The organism is Actinoallomurus acanthiterrae, from assembly GCF_054775715.1.
In genome coordinates this window covers 6,074,039-6,091,219 of the sequence record NZ_BAAHCO010000001.1, presented here as the reverse complement: position 1 = coordinate 6,091,219, position 17,181 = coordinate 6,074,039, and the positions used below count along the sequence as shown (strand labels likewise).

Annotated in this window: 17 protein-coding genes; 12 read left to right on the top strand and 5 right to left on the bottom strand. The window is 72.1% G+C overall.

What is annotated here, in order from left to right; translation table 11 throughout:
* Nucleotides 1-13 precede the first annotated feature (13 nt).
* Entirely contained in the window at nt 14-1,039 is a 1,026-nt protein-coding gene (locus ACYVF7_RS28920; protein ID WP_460346957.1) for an MFS transporter, read from the bottom strand.
* A complete protein-coding gene (locus ACYVF7_RS28915) occupies nt 1,036-1,188 on the bottom strand; it encodes a hypothetical protein (RefSeq protein WP_460346955.1) in 153 nt (50 codons plus the stop codon). The genes ACYVF7_RS28920 and ACYVF7_RS28915 overlap by 4 nt, the downstream gene beginning before the upstream one ends.
* A gap of 179 nt (nt 1,189-1,367) precedes the next feature.
* Here ACYVF7_RS28915 and ACYVF7_RS28910 point away from each other — a divergent pair, with 179 nt between their 5' ends.
* The 3 genes from ACYVF7_RS28910 to ACYVF7_RS28900 all read left to right on the top strand — a co-directional run bounded on the left by ACYVF7_RS28910 (nt 1,368) and on the right by ACYVF7_RS28900 (nt 4,264).
* A complete protein-coding gene (locus tag ACYVF7_RS28910; RefSeq protein ID WP_460346953.1) occupies nt 1,368-1,730 on the top strand; it encodes a winged helix-turn-helix transcriptional regulator in 363 nt (120 codons plus the stop codon).
* 133 nt (nt 1,731-1,863) lie between these two features.
* Nucleotides 1,864-3,057, top strand: a complete 1,194-nt coding sequence (locus ACYVF7_RS28905; RefSeq protein ID WP_460346951.1) for a YncE family protein — start codon at nt 1,864-1,866, stop codon at nt 3,055-3,057.
* 61 nt (nt 3,058-3,118) lie between these two features.
* Nucleotides 3,119-4,264 (top strand): PucR family transcriptional regulator, encoded by a 1,146-nt coding sequence (locus tag ACYVF7_RS28900; RefSeq protein ID WP_460346949.1) that lies wholly within the window; start codon nt 3,119-3,121, stop codon nt 4,262-4,264.
* 51 nt (nt 4,265-4,315) lie between these two features.
* Here ACYVF7_RS28900 and ACYVF7_RS28895 read toward each other — a convergent pair whose 3' ends face one another.
* A complete protein-coding gene (locus ACYVF7_RS28895; RefSeq protein WP_460346947.1) occupies nt 4,316-5,335 on the bottom strand; it encodes a LacI family DNA-binding transcriptional regulator in 1,020 nt (339 codons plus the stop codon).
* Between the two features lie 138 nt (nt 5,336-5,473).
* On the opposite strand from ACYVF7_RS28895, the gene ACYVF7_RS28890 reads away from it, so the two are divergent.
* Nucleotides 5,474-6,469, top strand: coding sequence for a nucleoside hydrolase (locus ACYVF7_RS28890; RefSeq protein WP_460346945.1), 996 nt, complete (start codon nt 5,474-5,476; stop codon nt 6,467-6,469).
* Nucleotides 6,466-7,398, top strand: coding sequence for an adenosine deaminase (gene add, locus ACYVF7_RS28885; protein WP_460346943.1), 933 nt, complete (start codon nt 6,466-6,468; stop codon nt 7,396-7,398). The genes ACYVF7_RS28890 and add overlap by 4 nt, the downstream gene beginning before the upstream one ends.
* Nucleotides 7,399-7,416: 18 nt before the next feature.
* Here the strand turns inward: add and ACYVF7_RS28880 are convergent, their stop codons facing one another.
* The gene (locus ACYVF7_RS28880; RefSeq protein WP_460346941.1) at nt 7,417-8,184 is read right to left on the bottom strand and encodes an SDR family NAD(P)-dependent oxidoreductase; all 768 of its coding nucleotides are present in this window, start codon (nt 8,182-8,184) and stop codon (nt 7,417-7,419) included.
* A gap of 149 nt (nt 8,185-8,333) precedes the next feature.
* Between ACYVF7_RS28880 and ACYVF7_RS28875 the strand changes: the two genes are divergently transcribed.
* Nucleotides 8,334-9,557, top strand: coding sequence for an SLC13 family permease (locus tag ACYVF7_RS28875; protein WP_460346939.1), 1,224 nt, complete (start codon nt 8,334-8,336; stop codon nt 9,555-9,557).
* A 6-nt stretch (nt 9,558-9,563) separates the two neighbouring features.
* Nucleotides 9,564-10,046, top strand: a complete 483-nt coding sequence (locus tag ACYVF7_RS28870) for a universal stress protein (RefSeq protein WP_460346937.1) — start codon at nt 9,564-9,566, stop codon at nt 10,044-10,046.
* Nucleotides 10,047-10,052: 6 nt separating this feature from the next.
* On the opposite strand, the gene ACYVF7_RS28865 is transcribed toward ACYVF7_RS28870, so the two are convergent.
* Nucleotides 10,053-10,799, bottom strand: a complete 747-nt coding sequence (locus ACYVF7_RS28865) for a DedA family protein (RefSeq protein WP_460346935.1) — start codon at nt 10,797-10,799, stop codon at nt 10,053-10,055.
* A gap of 297 nt (nt 10,800-11,096) precedes the next feature.
* Between ACYVF7_RS28865 and ACYVF7_RS28860 the strand changes: the two genes are divergently transcribed.
* The 5 genes from ACYVF7_RS28860 to ACYVF7_RS28840 all read left to right on the top strand — a co-directional run bounded on the left by ACYVF7_RS28860 (nt 11,097) and on the right by ACYVF7_RS28840 (nt 17,178).
* Complete coding sequence (locus ACYVF7_RS28860; protein ID WP_460346933.1) at nt 11,097-12,566, top strand: AlkA N-terminal domain-containing protein; 1,470 nt, start codon at nt 11,097-11,099, stop codon at nt 12,564-12,566.
* Between the two features lie 19 nt (nt 12,567-12,585).
* Nucleotides 12,586-13,152: a methylated-DNA--[protein]-cysteine S-methyltransferase gene (locus tag ACYVF7_RS28855; protein WP_460346931.1), complete on the top strand. Its 567-nt coding sequence runs from the start codon at nt 12,586-12,588 to the stop codon at nt 13,150-13,152.
* A gap of 363 nt (nt 13,153-13,515) precedes the next feature.
* Nucleotides 13,516-14,553: a substrate-binding domain-containing protein gene (locus ACYVF7_RS28850; protein WP_460346929.1), complete on the top strand. Its 1,038-nt coding sequence runs from the start codon at nt 13,516-13,518 to the stop codon at nt 14,551-14,553.
* Nucleotides 14,553-16,121 (top strand): sugar ABC transporter ATP-binding protein, encoded by a 1,569-nt coding sequence (locus tag ACYVF7_RS28845; RefSeq protein ID WP_460346928.1) that lies wholly within the window; start codon nt 14,553-14,555, stop codon nt 16,119-16,121. The genes ACYVF7_RS28850 and ACYVF7_RS28845 overlap by 1 nt, the downstream gene beginning before the upstream one ends.
* On the top strand, nt 16,111-17,178 hold the full coding sequence (locus ACYVF7_RS28840) for an ABC transporter permease (RefSeq protein WP_460346926.1): 1,068 nt from the start codon (nt 16,111-16,113) through the stop codon (nt 17,176-17,178). The genes ACYVF7_RS28845 and ACYVF7_RS28840 overlap by 11 nt, the downstream gene beginning before the upstream one ends.
* Nucleotides 17,179-17,181 lie beyond the last annotated feature (3 nt).

Genomic DNA, 17,181 nt, shown 5'->3' with positions numbered 1-17,181 from the left:
GGCGAACTCCTGATCAGGCGGGGACGCGGTCGGCAGGGGCGGTGGACGCGCGGCGGTCCCGGCGCAGCAGGAGCGCCGCGATGCCCAGGCCGGCCACGGTGAGGAGCGCGCCGGCGAGAGGGATCGCCCGCAGCCCCGGCCCGCCGTCGATGATCCGCCCGCCCAGCCAGCCGGCGAACGCGGCGGCGAGCTGGAAGCCGGAGGCGTTGACCGCGACCGCGAGGGTGGGCGCCGTTCCGGCCGCGGCCACCACCCGCGTCTGCATCCCGGGGACGATGGCGAAGGCCAGCCCCCCGATGAGGAACGTCAGGGCCGCGGCGGGCACCTTGAGGTCGCCGACCAGCCAGAACACCGTCAGGACGCCCGCGAGCACGGCGAGCAGCCCGGCCAGTGCCGGCATCAGCGCCCGGTCCGCCAGGCGGCCTCCGGCGAAGTTCCCGATGACCGCGCCGGCGCCGTAGCCGAGGAGCAGAGCCGGGACCATGTCCGCGGCGAACCCGCCGACGTCGGTGAGCAGGGGCGTGATGTAGGTGAAGACCGTCACGACGCCGACGTTGCCCACCGCGCTCAAGGCGATGGCCAGCTGAAGGTCGCGGTTCGCGAACACCCGGAGCTCACGCAGGACCGATCCGGTCGTGGCCGGCGGCTGGGCGGGAACGAACCGCAGCACGAGCAGCAGGGCGACCGCGCTGAACGCCGCGACCGCGAGGAAGGTCACCCGCCAGCCGAGGTGCTGGCCGATGAACGTGCCGATCGGCGTGCCGAGGATGATTCCCAGGTTCATCCCCAGGGCCACCTTCGCGACGCTGGACGCCTGTCTTCCGGCGGGGGCCGTGGAGATGACGGTGGCGATGGCGACCGCGAAGAACGTGGCGACGACCAGGCCCGCGACGAACCGCGACAGCAGGAGGACGGCGTGGTTCGGTGCCGCCGCCGAACCCAGGTTCCCGAGCACGGAGACCGCGATGAGGCCGGCGATGAGCGGTTTGCGGGCGACCCGGGCCGTGAGCACGGTGACGACCGGACCGCCGACGATCATTCCGGCGGCGTAGGCGGTGACCAGCAGGCCGGCCGCGGGATGGACACCGACAGGTCGGCGGCCACGTCGGGCAGGATCCCGGCGATCACGAACTCGCCGGTCGTGAGCCCGAAGACCACGAGCATGAGGGAGAACACGGAGACAGGCATGGCAGAACTCGTTCTGTCGACAGGAGATGGCACGGCGGCGGGTGGGGGAGTGCGCCGCCGGCGACGGCCGCCCGCGCCGCGGTCAGCGCGCGTCCGTCACGTGACGATCATCGGCGTGATGGTTACGATGCGGCAAGTACCTACCTTTTAGTCAGGTACTTACCTGGAGGTGTGTGAGCATGTCAGGGCGCAAATGCCAGACGTTCGTCGGCGGGCTGGACGCCGCCATCGACGTGGTCGGCGGCAAGTGGAAGGTGCTCATCCTGTGGACGCTGAGCAGCGGCCCGAAGCGGTTCGGTGAGCTCAAGCGCTCGCTGGACGGGGTGAGCGAGAAGATGCTGATCCAGCACCTGCGCGAGCTCGAACGCGACGAGGTGGTGCACCGCGAGGTGCACAACGTGGTCCCGCCGAAGGTCGAGTACTCCCTGACCGCCATCGGCACGACCCTCATCGAGGCCCTGCGCCCTCTCGGCGACTGGGGCTGCGAGCACAAGACACGTCTCGAAGCCATCAGGAACGCCGCCGACACGGTCTCGGCCTGACGGGCCCGGCCCGTTGTCGATGGGCGACATCGGAGCCTCCCGACGTTGGCCCCGGTGCTCTGTGCCGCCGCCCGCACCGTACTCAGACTGGACGCGGTGTCGTACCGACGACGGCGGTTCGTGAGGAGACGAGATGTCCGGCAGGAGACTCAGGGCCCTGGTGATCTGCGCGGCCACGGCCGCGGTGCTGTCCGTTCCGGTGAGCACGGCCGGCGCTGCCGGACTGCGGGACGTGTTGTTGGTCGGCAACAGCCAGACCGGCAGCGTCAGCTTCATCGACGGGCGCACGTACCAGAATCTCGGGTCGTTCGACGTCATCGGCGACCTGCAGCAGCGGCTCGACGAGATGGACCCGATCCAGCGGGCCGGGTACGAGACGGTCAAGCAGATCGAGGGCGGCGACCGGTTCGTCGACGACGTGCAACTGTCCCCGGACGGGAAGACGCTGTACGTCTCGCGCGGCAACCTCGACGACGCGGCGGCCTACGACCTGGTCTCGAAACGCCAGCTGTGGCACACCCGCCTGGACGGCTTCCACGCCGACCACGCGGCGCTGTCCCCGGACGGCACGAGGTACGTGATCTCGGCGACGACCGCGCAGGTCGCCGAGGTGCTGGACACCGCGACCGGAGCGGTCGTCGGGAAGTTCGCCACCGGCACCTACCCGCACCAGAACGACTACACCGCCGACGGCCGGTACATCTACAACTCCAGCATCGGGGTGACGTCCCTGCCGCAGGCGCTCGAGGGACTCAAGGGCACCTTCCAGCTGACGAAGGTCGACACCGCCACCCTCAAGGTCGTCAAGACCTGGAAGTTCCCGCACGGGATCCGGCCGAACCTCATCGCGCCGGACGGCAACACCTTCTACGCCCAGCAGTCCTACCTCAACGGCTTCATCAAGTACGACCTGGCCCAGTCGAAGATCGTCGCGACGGTCACCATGCCGTACAGCGACCACGGCAAGGCGCTCAAGCCGGACGACTACCCGCAGAACTCCGCGCACCACGGCCTGGCGCTGTCCGGCGACGGCGCGAAACTGTGCGACGTCGGCACGATCGACGACTACACCGCGATCGTGAACACCGCCGACCTGTCCACCAAGGGGACCGTCACCTACCCGACGAACAGCCTGCCCTACTGGGGGACCAGCAGCGTCGACGGCAAACGCTGCTTCGTGTCCCTGAGCAAGGCGAACGCCGTGTCGGTCGTCGACTACGCGACGGCGACGGAGGTCGCCCGCGTCCCCGTCGGAGTCTTCCCCCAGCGCGAGCGGATCGGCCAGGCCGCCCCGGAGGCCATCGCGGCCCTGACCCCGGCGAGCTGATCCGGTCCACACTGGGCGTCACGGGAGGAGCTCCCGTGACGCCCAGTGCCAGGAGACGAACATGACGGAACGCGCCGTCCTCCGCCGTCTCATGGAGAAGATGCGCGCCGACCCGGGCACCCTCGAAGCCGTCGTCGAGGCCGCCCGCGCCGACTCCCCGCCGATCGCGGCGCTGCCGGTGCAGGAGGTCCGGCGGCACATCGCGGCGCTGCTGGCGGTGGTGTCGGCGGCGTTCATCGACGAGTCGGGACTGAACGAGGACGACGCCCGGGTCGCCGACCGGCTCGCCACCGACCGGGCGCTGCAGGGAGTGCCCCTCGCCGCGCTGCTGGACGGCTTCCAGGCCGCGCGCTCGTACATCCTGAAACGGCTGCTGAACGAGGCCCGTTCGGCGGGGGTGTCCCTCGACGGGCTGATCGAGGAGCTCATGGAGCTCGACGCGTACGCGAACGGGCTGCAGAACCGCCTCATCCACGCGTTCCGGGAGACTGAGCTGAGCCTGGCGCACTCCGCGCACGCCGCCCGCGTGCAGGCGCTGCGGGACCTGCTCGCCGGGGGCCCGGTGTCGGGCGCCGCCGACGCCGGCCTGGACGTACGGCGCGGCTACCACTGCCTGGTCACCGACATCGGCGACCCCCGGGAGGCGCGGCGCGCGGAAGCCGCCCTCGGCCTCCCGGACGGCGTGTCGGGGCTGGTCGACGGGCGGCTGTGCGCGGTGACGACCCGGCCGCCCGCCGGTGCCGCGATCCTGGTGGTGGCCGGTCCGGCGGTCCCGCCCGGCGAGCTGGCCGAGGTGTACCGGCTGTGCCGTACCGCACTGGCGTCGGCGCGTCGGCGGGGGCTGGACGGGTTGTGGGAGCTGACGGCGCTGGCGGTCCCGATGGCCCTGGACGCCCATACCAAGCTCGGCGAGCTTCTCGCCCGGGAGCGCCTTCCGGGACTGGACGCCGAGGACGAGTTCCACCGGCTTCTGGCCGAGACGGCCTTGGCGTACCTGGAGCACGGCGGGCGCGTCGATCGGACCGCCGCCGCACTGCACGTCCACCCGAACACCGTCAAGCACCGGCTGCACCGCCTGGCCGCGCTGACGTCGTTCGGCGAGCCGCTGCCTCCGGCGGAGACCCTGGCCGGCGCGCTCCGCTGGCAGTGGGCGCTGCGGACGTGGCTCGGCGATCGTCCGGCCCAGCGTCGCGGCGACCGCGGATGAGATCCCGGCCGGCCGGCGTCGCGGCGACCGCGGATCGGGATCCCGGCCCGTTCACCGCGATGTCGGCGGCACGCAACCGCAGCTGGCGCGCCGGATCAGCGAGACCGGGAGGATCTCCGTGCCGCCCGGTCGCTCCTGACCCTGCCATGCCCGATCGAGGCTCGCGATGGCCGACCGCGCCATGCGCTCGGCCGGCACGCCGATCGTCGTGAGCGAGGGATTGGTGAACTCGGCCTCCGGTACACCGTCGAAGCCGACCAGCGCGATGTCGCCGGGCACGCGCAGGCCGGCTTCGGCGACGGCGTGCAGAGCGCCGACGGCGAGTTCGTCCGTGGCGGCGAAGACCGCGGTCGGCCTGTCCTCGTGCTCGAGGAGTCTCCGCATGCTCGCGTGGCCGCCGGCCCGGGTGAGGGCGCCACGGGATTCGATCCGCCGGTCGTCGGGGACGCCGTGTTCGGCCAGCGCCCGCCGCCATCCGGCGACCCGCCCGCCCAGCGGCCCGGCGTCGTCGGGGCCGGCGAGCACGGCGACGCTCTGATGCCCGTGGTCGAGTAGATGTGTGGTCGCCAGCTGCCCGCCGCCGTCGTTGTCCGCCAGGACCGCGGCCGAGGGGGTGCCCGGCGGCGCGTGGTGGACGTACACGGCCGGGACCGGCGCCGAGGCGAGGGCGTCGACGGCGCGCGGGCTGTGCCGGGTGCTCACGACCACCAGCCCCTCCGCCCGGGAGTCGAGGAAGGCGTGCACGTACGCCTCTTCGCGGTCGGGGTCGAAGCCGGCGTTGCCTACGACGACGAGCCGCCCCGCGTCGAAGGCGGCGGCCTCGATCGCCTGGCCCAGCGACGCGAAGAACGGGTTGGCGGTATCCGGTAGGAGGACGCCGATCACCCCGCTGCGCTTCGCCCGGAGCGCCCGCGCCACCCGATCGGGGCGATAGCCGAGCTCCGCGATCGCCTGCAGGACGCGTTCGCGCGTCGACGCGGCCACCGGGCGCGGGCCGTTGTTGATGACGTAACTCACCACCGCCGTCGACGTCTGCGCACGGCGGGCGACGTCCGCCAGCGTGACACCCAACGTTCCCTCCGACTTTCGGCACTCATCCGGCCCTCGACGTCCCAGCGTCGCATCCCGCGCGGGCGTCCGCCACCGCGCCCCTTCCGTTTCGACCTCTCGCTCCTCTACGGTGTCTAATCGATTAGACAAGGAGATCGGATGAACGCTGATGACGGCACGCCGGGACGGGCGGCCGGCCCCCTTCGCCTGGTGATCGACACGGACACGGCGTCGGACGACGCCGTCGCCCTGCTCCTGGCGTGCGCGGAGCCGATGACGGAGATCGAAGCGGTGACGACCGTGGCCGGGAACGTGCCGCTCGACACGGCGACCCGCAACGCGCTGATCGCCCTGGACATCGGGGGACGAGGCGACGTGCCGGTGTATCCCGGCTGCGACCGTCCCCTCCGCCGTCCGCTGGAGACCGCCCAACACGTCCACGGCGTCGACGGCATGGGAGACGTGGGTCTTCCCGATCCGGCGCGGCCCGCGCAGTCCGCACACGCGGTCGAGCGGCTCCTCGAACTCTCCCACTCCAGGCCTGGGGAGCTCACCCTGGTCACGCTGGGACCCCTGACGAACATCGCCGCCGCCCTGATGCGAGACCGTGATCTCCTGCGGAGGTTCCGCCACGTCTACAGCATGGCCGGGGCCGCCGACGCTCAGGGGAACGTCAGTCCGGTCGCGGAGTTCAACGTATGGGCGGATCCGGAGGCCGCCGCCATCGTGCTCGACGCCGGTGGGCCCATCACGTTCGTCGGCTGGGACGTCTCCCGGCGGTATGCCGTGATGGACGCCGACGATCAGGCCAGGCTGCTCGCGATGGGCACCGTCCGCGCCGACTTCGCACACCGGATCAACCGGAGCGTCGCCGAGTGGGCGGCCACGGTGACCGGCCTGAAGGGATACGACCTTCCCGACCCCGTCGCGATGGCGGTCGCCCTGCGCCCGGAGATCACGCGCCGGACCGAACGCGTCCACGCGACCGTGGCGGTCGGGGACGAGGCACGCGGGGCCCTCCTCGTGGACCGGCGGGCGAACGCGCCCGCCGCCAACGTGGACCTCGTACGCGCCGTCGACTCGCCGTCGTTCAAGGAGATGCTGTTCAGGGCCTGCGCGGAAGGGGCCCTCCTGGCGTGCGAGGCGGGCCGGTGACCGGGCGAATCGAACTGCACTGCCACCTGGACGGCTCGGTCCGGCCGGCGACCATCCGCCGGCTGGCCGCCGCCCAGGGCCTGATGCTGCCCGGGCCGGTGGAGACGCTCGCGGTGGCCCCGCCCTCGTGCCGGACATTGCCGCAGTACCTCGGGTACATCGATGTCGCCCTCGACGTGCTGCAGCGACCGGAGGCGCTGCACGAGGTGGCGATGGAACTCGTCGAGGACTGGGCCGGCGACGGTGTCGGCCACGGGGAGGTGCGCTTCGCCCCGCAACTGCACCAGCGGGCCGGCCTGCGGCCCGAGGAGGTCCTGGACGCCGTGGCCGAGGGCCTGGCCGAGGGAAGCCGCCGATGGGGCGTGACCACGAGCCTGATCCTGTGCTGCCTTCGGCACCAGCCGCCCCAGATCAGCGCCGAGGTCGCCCGGCTCGCCCTCGACCGCCGCGACGTCGTCGCGGGCCTGGACCTCGCCGGGGACGAGACGATGCCCGGAGCACCGCACCGGGAGGCCTTCGACGCCGCCCACGCCGCCGGTCTCCCCGTGACGATCCACGCCGGTGAGGCCGCCGGCGCCGACAGCGTGTGGGAGGCACTCGACGTGCTCGGCGCCCAGCGCATCGGCCACGGCGTCCGCAGCGCGGAGGACCCGGCGCTGCTGAGCCGGCTGCGCGAGGACGACATCGTGCTGGAGATGTGCCCGACGTCGAACGTGCAGACCGGCGCGGTGAGCGCACCGGCCGCCCATCCCATCGACACGCTCCTGCGGCACGGGATCCCCGTCACCGTCAGCACCGACGCCCGCACGGTGTCGAACACCACCCTGGGCCGAGAGTTCGAAAGGCTGCGCGCGGTGTTCGGGTGGACGGCCGCGCAGGAACGCGAGTGCCAGGACAACGCCGGCCGCGCAGCCTTCCGCGCCCTGTGAGAGGGGGCGGACGCCCGGTCAGTGGGCGGAGAAGCCTCCGTCGACGAAGATCGCCTGGCCGGTGACGTAGGCCGACGCGGCGCTCGCGAGGAACACGGCCGCGCCGGCGAAGTCGGCGGGCTCGCCGTTGCGGCCGATCAGGGTGCGCTCGGCCATCGCGACCTGCTTTTCGGCGGGGATGTGCGTGAGCAGCGGCGTCACCACGAGCCCCGGCACGAGCGCGTTGACGCACACGCCGTGCGGAGACCAGGCCTCGGCCTGGGACCGGGTCAGGGCGACCAGGCCGCCCTTGGAGGCGCCGTAGGCGCCGCTGTTGCTGAACGCGCGGAAGGACTGCTGGGAGGCGATGTTGATGATGCGGCCGTGGCCGCGCCGCGCCATGCCCGGGCCGAACCGCCGGCCGAGCAGGTGGGGGGCGTCGAGGTTGACGGCCATCGTCCGGTCCCAGGCGTCCTCGTCCAGGTCGTCCATCGGAGGCCGCAGGTTGATCCCTGCGCAGTTGACGAGGATGTCCGGCTCGCCGAACGGCCGGGCGGCCTCCTCTGCGGCCCGCCTCACCTGGGCGCGGTCGGCCAGGTCGGCCGGGACGTACGCGGCGGGGCGGCCGTGGGATTCCAGTTCGGCGGTCGTCTCTCGCAGCTCGGCCTCGCGGCGCGCGATGAGGACCACGCGTGCCCCGGCTCGGGCCAGGGCGGTGGCGATGGCCCGGCCGATGCCGGAGCTGCCGCCGGTCACCACCGCGACGCGGGTATCAAGGGAGAACAGGTCGTCCAGGAAACTCGTCACGAGCCGCCACCTTAACGGGGCGGGTGAATTGTGGTGATAACAGCGGTGAGATGCTGATATCCCCTTACTGAGGCGGTTCGCCGGCGGGCCGTACCGTTCCACACCGGGAGGGCGCGCTGCACACCGTCGTCGCCGAGGTCATCGCCGTCGTGCTGCTGGTGGCGGTGCTGGTGTTCGCCGTCGCCCGCCCGCGCGGGCTGCCGGAGGCGGTCGCGGCGGTGCCCGCGGCCGGTGTCCTGGTGGCCGCCGGCGCGGTGTCGCCCGCACAGGCATGGGCGCAGACCCGCACCCTGCTCCCGGTGATCGGGTTCCTGGCCGCGGTGCTGGCGCTGGCGCAGCTGTGCGACGACGAGGGACTGTTCGGCGCGGCCGGCGACCTGGTGGCGCGCGCGTGCCACGGGCGGCCGGTGCGGCTGCTGGCCGGGGTGTTCGCCGTCGCGTCGCTGATCACGGCGGTGCTGAGCCTGGACGCGACGGTGGTGCTGCTGACCCCGGTGGTGTTCGCGACCGCCGCGCGGGTCGGGGCGCGGTCCCGCCCGCACGTGTACGCCTGCACCCACCTGGCCAACTCCGCGTCCCTGCTGCTGCCGGTGTCGAACCTGACGAACCTGCTGGCGTTCGCGGCCAGCGGGCTGTCCTTCGCGCGGTTCGCCGGCCTGATGGCGCTGCCGTGGCTGGCGGTCATCGGCGTGGAGTACGCGGTGTTCCGATGGTACTTCCGGGGCGACCTGGCCGTCGTGCCGGGAGGGGCGCGGCCGGTCGGGCGGCCACGGATCCCGGTGTTCACGGTGGTGGTGCTGGCGCTGACCCTCACCGGGTTCGCGGTGACGTCGTTCACCGGCGTGAACCCGGCCTGGGCCGCCCTCGGCGGCGCGCTCGTGCTGGCCGTACGGGCGCTGCGGCAGCGGCGGACCACGCCACGGCAGCTGGTGGTGGCGGCCGGCCCGCTGTTCTGCCTGTTCGTGCTCGCACTGGGCATCGTGGTCAAGGCGGTCGTGGTCAACGGCCTGGACCGGGGCGCGGACCTGGTGCTGCCGCACGGATCGGGCCTGCCCGCGCTGCTGGCGGTGGCCGGGCTGGCCGCGCTGCTGGCCAACCTGATCAACAACCTGCCCGCCGTGCTGGCGATGCTCCCGCTGGTGGCCTCCGGCGGGCCCGGGCCGGTGCTGGCGGTGCTGATCGGAGTCAACCTCGGCCCGAACCTGACCTACGTCGGTTCGCTGGCCACCCTGCTGTGGCGGCGGATCCTGCGCGAGCACGACGCCGAACCCGGGCTGGGCGACTTCACCCGGCTCGGCCTGCTGACCGTACCGGCCACCCTGGTGGCCGCGACCGTGGCACTGTGGGTGGTGCTGGCGACGATCGGAGGCTGACCCGCCGTGAAAGTGATCATCTGGGTCGCGGAGGGCACCTGGGAGGCCGCCGTCGACGCGGCCCGCGACCTGGCCCCCGAAGACGCCGACCTGACACTCCTGCACGTGACCGGTGACGAGATCGCCGCGGCCGCCCACCAGGCGTTCGCCGGCCTGCTCGGCCGGGGCCGCCGCGACCGCGACCCCGGCGCCCGGCTCGAGGCGCTCTCCCAGACCGCCGCCGCGGACCTCCTGGAGGCCGCCGCCGCCCGGCTCGGGCGCCCCGCGACGCGGCAGGCCGCCCACGGCCGGATCGAACGCGAGGTCGTACGGGCCACCGAGGACGCCGACCTGCTCATCTGCGCACGCGACGGCGCCCGCGACCGGCTGGGGCCCCGCAGCCTCGCCCCGCCGACGAGGTTCGTCGTCGACCACGCGCCCTGCCGCGTGCTGCTGGTGTGGCCGGAGCCGCCCCCCGGCCTCGACTCCATCCCGCCCCCGCCGCACTGAGGGGGATCAGCCGTCCGCGGCGACCTCGGACCGATCGGCGGGCCCCGACGTCTCCTCCTCGGCGGCGGCCGGTTCGGTGCGGGCGTCGCGGCGTCCGCGCACACTCCGTACGGCCAGGACGGCGACGATCAGGCCGATCGAGATCCAGGTGCCGTAGTGGGAGATGGTCTTGGCGACGTCGACGGCGTCCTGGCCGAGGTAGTAGCCCAGGCCGATGAGCATGCCGATCCACAGCAGCGCGGCGAGCGCGTCCAGGAGCACGAACGTCACCAGGCGCATGCCCGTCCACCCGGCGATGACGAACAGCAGCGCCGCCGGGACCGGCACGTAGTAGGCCAGGACGACGCCGACCCAGCCGAGCCGGTGACCCAGACGCTCGGCGCGGGCCATCAGCCGCGCGCCCCGGGCGCCGCGCCCGGCCGCGATCGTGAGCATCCCCCGGCCCCACAGCCGTCCCGCCCACCAGAAGAACGGATCGAACATGATCATGCCGGGCACGGCGGCGAAGACCGCCAGGGGCAGGGACACCTCCCCGACCCGGGCGAACGCCCCCGCGGTGACGATCGAGGTCATGCTGCCGGTCAGGAACTCCAGCAGCACCGGATTCTTGCCGATCAGCAGCGGGCGCAGCGGGATCAGCGCCAGGCCGTACAGGCCGCTCAGCGCGATCCCGGCCCAGCAGATCAGATCCGCGCGCCGCGGCCGCCCCTCCCAGGGCAGACCGGGCTGTGGACTTCCCCCCGTGACCGACATCCTCCGATGGTAGGCCGTCGGCGCCGGAGCCCGGCGCACCCACGGCACCCCGCCTCGGCGCCGAGCACGCCCGTGACGGTCAGCGGCACGATCGCCGACCAGGCCGGTGAACCTCGACACCTCCGGGCGGCCGAGCCGCGCGACCGTGCGCGGCCGTGCCGCGCCCGATGACCAGGCGCGAAGGCCGCCGGCGCGGCCCTGTGCCCCGGCCGATCCGCCGGGCTCCGGCCGGCGGCCCGCAGGTTGATGTCGGATTCCTGCGAGCAGAACCCGGCGGCCACCGGCGATGCTAGTCGTATGCATGAGGACGTGGAACGCTGCATCCGTGCCGTGCAGTCCAAGGACGCGCGGTTCGACGGCTGGTTCTTCGGCGCGGTGCTCACCACCGGGATCTACTGCCGCCCCAGCTGCCCCGTCGTGCCGCCGAAGCCGGAGAACATGCGGTTCTTCCCCAGCGCCGCGGCGGCCCAGCAGGCCGGGTTCCGGGCGTGCAAGCGATGCCGCCCGGACGCCAGCCCCGGCTCCCCGCAGTGGAACGAGCGCGCCGACCTGGTCGCCCGCGCGATGCGGCTGATCGCCGACGGGGTGATCGACCGGGAGGGCGTGCCGGGCCTGGCCTCCCGGCTCGGGTACAGCACCCGCCAGATCGAGCGCCAGCTGCTCGCCGAGCTCGGCGCCGGTCCGCTCGCGCTCGCCCGCGCCCAGCGCGCCCAGACGGCCCGGCTGCTGATCGAGACCAGCTCCCTGCCGATGAGCGACGTCGCGTTCGCCGCCGGGTTCGCCAGCGTACGGTCGTTCAACGACACCGTGCGGCAGGTGTTCGCGATGTCCCCGACCGACCTGCGCGACCGGGTCGCCCGCGGGCACCCCGCCGCGGCCTCCGGCGCCCTGTCGGTGCGGCTGCCGTTCCGCGCGCCGCTGTGCCCCGACAACCTGTTCGGGCACCTGGCGGCGACCGGCGTGCCCGGTGTCGAGGAGTGGCGCGACGGCGCGTACCGGCGCACCCTGCGCCTGCCCCACGGCCACGGCGTCGTCTCACTGCGGCCGGCCCCCGACCACATCGCCTGCCGCCTGCACCTGACCGACCTGCGGGACCTGTCCATCGCCATCAGCCGCTGCCGGTGGCTGCTGGACCTGGACGCCGACCCCGTCGCCGTCGACGACCTGCTGCGCACCGACCCGCTGCTGGCCCCGCACGTCGACAAGGACCCCGGCCGGCGGGTGCCGCGCACCGTCGACCCCGCCGAGTTCGCCGTACGGGCCGTGCTCGGCCAGCAGGTGTCGACCGCCGCCGCCCGCACCCACGCCGCCCGGCTCGTCACCGCCCACGGCGAGACCGTCGACGACCCCGAAGGCGGCCTGACCCACCTGTTCCCCGGCATGGACGCCCTGGCGGCGCTGGACCCGGAGACCCTGGCGTTCCCCCGGACCCGCCGTACGACGCTGACCACGCTGATCGGCGCGCTGGCCCGCGAAGAGATCGACCTGGGCGCGGGAAGCGACTGGGGGAGGGCACGGGAGCTGCTGTCGGCGCTGCCCGGATTCGGCCCGTGGACCATCGAGATGATCGCGATGCGGGCGCTCGGCGACCCGGACGCGTTCGTCCCCACCGACCTGGGCGTGCGCACCGCTGCGCGGGAGCTGGGCCTGCCCGTCACCCCCGTGGCGCTCACCCGGCACGCCGCGGCCTGGCGGCCCTGGCGCGCGTACGCGGTGCAGTACCTGTGGGCGACCGGCCAGCACGCGATCAACCGGCTGCCCGCCTGACCTTGGAGAAGGAGCACTGATGCAGAACCGGGCGCACACGGTGATGGACAGTCCCGTCGGCCCGCTGACCCTGGTCGCGGCCGACGGCGTCCTGACCGGCCTGTACATGGACCGGCAGCGGTACCGGCCCGAGGAGCACACCTTCGGCGAGCGTGATCCCGCGCCGTTCGGCGCGGCCGTCCGGCAGCTGGAGGAGTACTTCGACGGCCGCCGGACCGTCTTCGACCTGCCGCTCACGCTGACCGGCACGGCGTTCCAGCAGCGTGTCTGGGCGGCGCTGCGGGAGATCCCCTTCGGGGAGACCGTCTCCTACGGCGAGCTCGCCGAGCGGCTCGGCCGGCCCACTGCCGCCCGCGCCGTCGGCCTGGCCAACGGCAAGAACCCCGTCGGGATCATCGTGCCCTGCCACCGCGTCGTCGGCTCCTCCGGCGACCTGACCGGGTACGGCGGCGGTCTGCCCCGCAAACGGCACCTGCTCGCCTTCGAACAGCGCGCCGAGGATCGCGCGCCGATGGCCCCGCTGCCCTCCGAACCCGACCAGCACGGCCCCGAACCGCTGTTCAGCGTCCCCCACTCGGCTCCCTGAGACCGGCGGAAGAACGGGCCGGCGCGATTTGCGAAACCCGGCCTGACGGCGTGGCGCGCAGCCCGAAACCTCGGCCAGTTGACCGCGTGCCTGGCGCAGAGAGGTAGAGTTCGAAAAGGACATCTCTTCCAGGCGTCTGCCTGGAACCGGAAGTATTCGAATTGTCACGGGAGGAACGCACGAGGCCTACGGGTCAGGTGCGGATAATGCGGCTACGGATTTCTATCCGCGAGTCGGTCGCGGTGGGTTCGGTATTCATGATCTGCGTGCGGTCGGCGTTTCCCCGTTCATTATGAATTTCCCGGCAGCCGCCAGAGGTGCCCCCGACAAGAATCTGATCTGAGGTTTTTTCGGGAGGCTGCCATGGCCCGGTCGCGTACCGTCTTCTCGCTCTCCCTCGTCGCGGCCATCGCCTTGGTGGCGCTCGTCATCGGCGTGGTGGCCGGCCGGGCGATCAGCTCGTCGGACGCCTCAGGCGGTGGCAAGGGTGCCGGCGCGGTCGGCGGTAAGAAGATCGATGTCATCATTAAAGCGAGTGATTCCTCCTTCTGGCAGGTCATGCTGGCCGGCGCCAAGCAGGCGGGCGGCGACTTCGGTCTCACCGTGGGCGCGTTCGCGCCGACATCCGAGACGAACATCGACGAGCAGGTCCAGCTGGTCGAGAACTCCATCTCTCGCGGGGTCAAGGGGATCGTCATCGCGCCCAATTCGTCGAGTGCGCTGAACTCCGTCATCGGCCGGGCACGTCAGGCGGGAATCAAGGTCATCACCGTCGACAGCCGTATCACCGGACCGTCGGACGGCTTCATCGGAACCGACAACATCAAGGCCGGCGCGCAGGGCGGGCAGCGCATGTGCCAGCTGCTCCGGGCACAGCAGAAGACCACCGGCGTCATCATGATCGAATCATCGGTGGCCGGTATCCAGTCGCTCGTCGAGCGCGACACCGGTTTCAAGCAGGGGCTCGCGACCTACTGCCCGGGCATCAAGGTGTCCTTGCAGCGCTTCAACAACAACGACATCAACACCGCCGCCTCGCAGGTGAACGACGCGCTCACCGCCAACCGGAACCTGCTCGGAGTGTTCGCCGACAACAACACGTCGGGAGTCGGCGCGGCCCGGGCGATCAAGGACAACGGCGCTGTCGATCGGATCCCGGTCGTCGCGTTCGACTCCGACCCCCAGGAGAACGCCGCGCTGGCCACCGGAGCGATCGACGCCCTGGTGGTTCAGAACCCCTACTTCTTCGGTTACCAGGGAGTGCTCGGAGCCGCGATGGCCAGTGTCGACCGCATCCCGCCGCGCAACATCGACCCCGGCGCGGTGGTGGTCGACAAGAAGAACATGCGTGAGCCCGACGTGAAGCGGCTGCTCGAGCCCCCGACCGCGAAGGTGGGCTGATGAGCGCAATCTCCGCGCCGGTGGCCGAGCTGCACGACGTGTCGAAGTCGTTCGGCCCCGTCCAGGCGCTCACGGACGTCTCGCTGCGGCTGATCCCCGGTAAGGTGCACTGCCTGGCAGGGGAGAACGGCGCCGGTAAGTCGACCCTGATCCGGGTGCTCACCGGTGCCCTTCGCCGGGACGGCGGTCGCTATGAGATCGACGGCGAACCGGTCACCACGCCGACACCGGCGCACATGCGCGCCGCCGGTGTCCAGGCCGTCTACCAGGAGCTGAGCCTGCTCCCGCACCTGTCAGTGGCGGAGAACCTGTTCATGGGCCGGCTTCCGGCGCGTGCGGGCGTCCTCGCCAGAGGCGACCTGCGTCGCCGGGCGCGGACGGCGCTCGACGAGGTCGGACTCGAGGACCTCAGCCCGGACGCGATCGTCGAACGGCTGCCGGCCGCCACCAGCCAGCTCGTGGAGATCGCCAAGGTCCTGACCGCCGACGCCGTCAAGGTGATCGTGTTCGACGAGCCGACCACCGCGCTCACGGAGGGGGAGTCCGCCCATCTCATGGAGCACATCCTGCGGCTTCGCGACCGCGGCGTCGCGATCCTCTACGTGACCCACCGCCTCGAGGAGATGTTCGAGATCGGGGACTGGGTGACCGTTCTGCGTGACGGCGGCCTGTCCGAGGCCGGGCCGATCGGCGACTACGACGAGGACCGCCTCATCGCGGCGATGGTCGGGCGGGAGGTCAGCTCGCTGTACCCCGAGGCCCACCGGGACGCGGGAGTGCCGATGCTGCGGGTCCGTGGGCTGCGCCGCTTCGAACGGTCGCCGAGCATCGACCTCGACGTCGCGGCCGGCGAGATCGTCGGCATCGGTGGCCTGCTGGGGTCCGGCCGCAGCGGCCTGCTGCTGTCGGTTTTCGGAGCCGTCCCGACCGCCGCGGGGCGTGTCGAGGTCGAGGGACGGCGCGTGCGGCCAGGTGGGCCGCGCACGATGATGAGCGCCGGAATCGGCCTGCTCACCGAGGATCGCAAGGTTCTCGGGCTGCTTCCGGAACTGTCGATCCGGGAGAACGTCACCATCGCCAGCCTGCGCCGCGACTCCCGCCGGGGCCTGCTGCCGGGACGCGAACAGAGCCAGGAGGCGGACCGGCTGCTCGACAGCCTGCGGCTGCGCGCCGGCTCCTACGACCAGCCGGTGTCGACGCTCTCGGGCGGCAACCAGCAGAAAGTGCTCCTCGCCCGGTGGCTGCTCACCAAACCGAAGGTGTTGATGTTCGACGAGCCGACGAAAGGCATCGACGTCGGCGCCAAGGGCGAGCTCTACTCGGTCATCGGGGACCTCGCCGCGCAAGGACTGGGCATCATCATCGTCTCCTCGTACCTGCCCGAGCTCCTCGGACTCGCCGACCGGATCCTCGTCATGCGGGACGGCGCGATCGCCGGTGAGCTGGGCCGGTACGCCTCGGAGGAGGACGTGCTCCATCTGGCCAGCGGTGACGGAGGCAAGGCCACCGCGGGTGCCGCGGATGCGGTGGCCGACGACGGTACGGAGGAGGCCGACCGTGATTCCTAAACTGATCTGGCGAGAGCCGATCCCCACGACGACGATCACGAGCGGGACATCGGCCGTTTCGGGGACGGGCGGCGCCGCGCCGGCCGCGGCACGGCCTCGGCGGCGGGTCGTCACCCTCGGGGACATCACCGGCCGAGAGAGCGGCGGACTCGTCGTGCTGCTCGTCGCGGTCGGCATCCTGACGCTGACGAGTGATGAGTTCCTCACCGCGGGGAACCTGTCCAATCTCGCCCGTCAGGTCGCGATCTTCGGCATCATCGCGGTCGGCGAACTGCTGGTCATCCTGACCGCCGGCATCGACCTGTCCGTCGGATCGGTCCTTGGACTGTCCGGGTGCGTGACCGCGCTGCTCCTAGTCCGCGGGATGCCTGTCCTGGTGGCGTTGCTGCTGGGAGTGGCGCTCGGCACGGTCCTCGGCGCGATCAACGGCCTGCTCGTCACACGCGCCAAGTTGCCGCCGTTCATCGCAACCCTCGGCATGCTCGGCATCGCCCGGGGCGCGACCCTGGTGATCACCGATGCCAACACCGTGCAAGGCCTGCCGACCGGCTTTCAGACCATCGCGAACGGCACCGTCCTCGGCATCCCCAACCTTCTGATCATCGCCGCGCTCGTCACGGTCGTCGTCTGGTTCCTGCTCACCCGCACCGTCTTCGGACGCTATGTGTACGCCGTCGGCTCGAACCGCGAGTCGGCCCGTCTGGCCGGTGTCCCGGTCCGCACGGTAACGATCTCCGTGTATGCGATCTCCGGTCTGCTCGCCGGCCTGGGAGGGATACTGCTGACGTCCCGTCTCGGCGCGGGCATCCCCACCGCGGGTACCGGCTTCGAACTCAACGCGATCGCCGCCTGCGTCATCGGCGGCGCGAGCCTGTTCGGAGCGAAAGGCAGTGCGATCGGTGCCGCGACCGGCGCACTGATCATGGGCGTCCTCAACAACGGCGGCAACCTGCTCGCCATCAACGCCTTCTACCTGCAGATCGGCATCGGCGTACTGATCCTCGTAGCCGTCGGCTTCGACCAGCTGAACGCCCGCCGGGCGGCTTCATCCGGCTGAACA

Excerpts from the sequence above, each read along its gene's own strand:
- ACYVF7_RS28845 (WP_460346928.1), top strand. The coding sequence starts at position 14,553 with ATGAGCGCAATCTCCGCGCCGGTGGCCGAGCTGCACGACGTGTCGAAG.
- ACYVF7_RS28915 (WP_460346955.1), bottom strand. The coding sequence starts at position 1,188 with ATGCCTGTCTCCGTGTTCTCCCTCATGCTCGTGGTCTTCGGGCTCACG.
- ACYVF7_RS28850 (WP_460346929.1), top strand. The coding sequence starts at position 13,516 with ATGGCCCGGTCGCGTACCGTCTTCTCGCTCTCCCTCGTCGCGGCCATC.
- ACYVF7_RS28855 (WP_460346931.1), top strand. The coding sequence starts at position 12,586 with ATGCAGAACCGGGCGCACACGGTGATGGACAGTCCCGTCGGCCCGCTG.
- ACYVF7_RS28890 (WP_460346945.1), top strand. The coding sequence starts at position 5,474 with ATGAACGCTGATGACGGCACGCCGGGACGGGCGGCCGGCCCCCTTCGC.
- ACYVF7_RS28865 (WP_460346935.1), bottom strand. The coding sequence starts at position 10,799 with ATGTCGGTCACGGGGGGAAGTCCACAGCCCGGTCTGCCCTGGGAGGGG.
- ACYVF7_RS28910 (WP_460346953.1), top strand. The coding sequence starts at position 1,368 with ATGTCAGGGCGCAAATGCCAGACGTTCGTCGGCGGGCTGGACGCCGCC.
- ACYVF7_RS28905 (WP_460346951.1), top strand. The coding sequence starts at position 1,864 with ATGTCCGGCAGGAGACTCAGGGCCCTGGTGATCTGCGCGGCCACGGCC.
- ACYVF7_RS28860 (WP_460346933.1), top strand. The coding sequence starts at position 11,097 with ATGCATGAGGACGTGGAACGCTGCATCCGTGCCGTGCAGTCCAAGGAC.
- ACYVF7_RS28900 (WP_460346949.1), top strand. The coding sequence starts at position 3,119 with ATGACGGAACGCGCCGTCCTCCGCCGTCTCATGGAGAAGATGCGCGCC.
- ACYVF7_RS28920 (WP_460346957.1), bottom strand. The coding sequence starts at position 1,039 with ATGATCGTCGGCGGTCCGGTCGTCACCGTGCTCACGGCCCGGGTCGCC.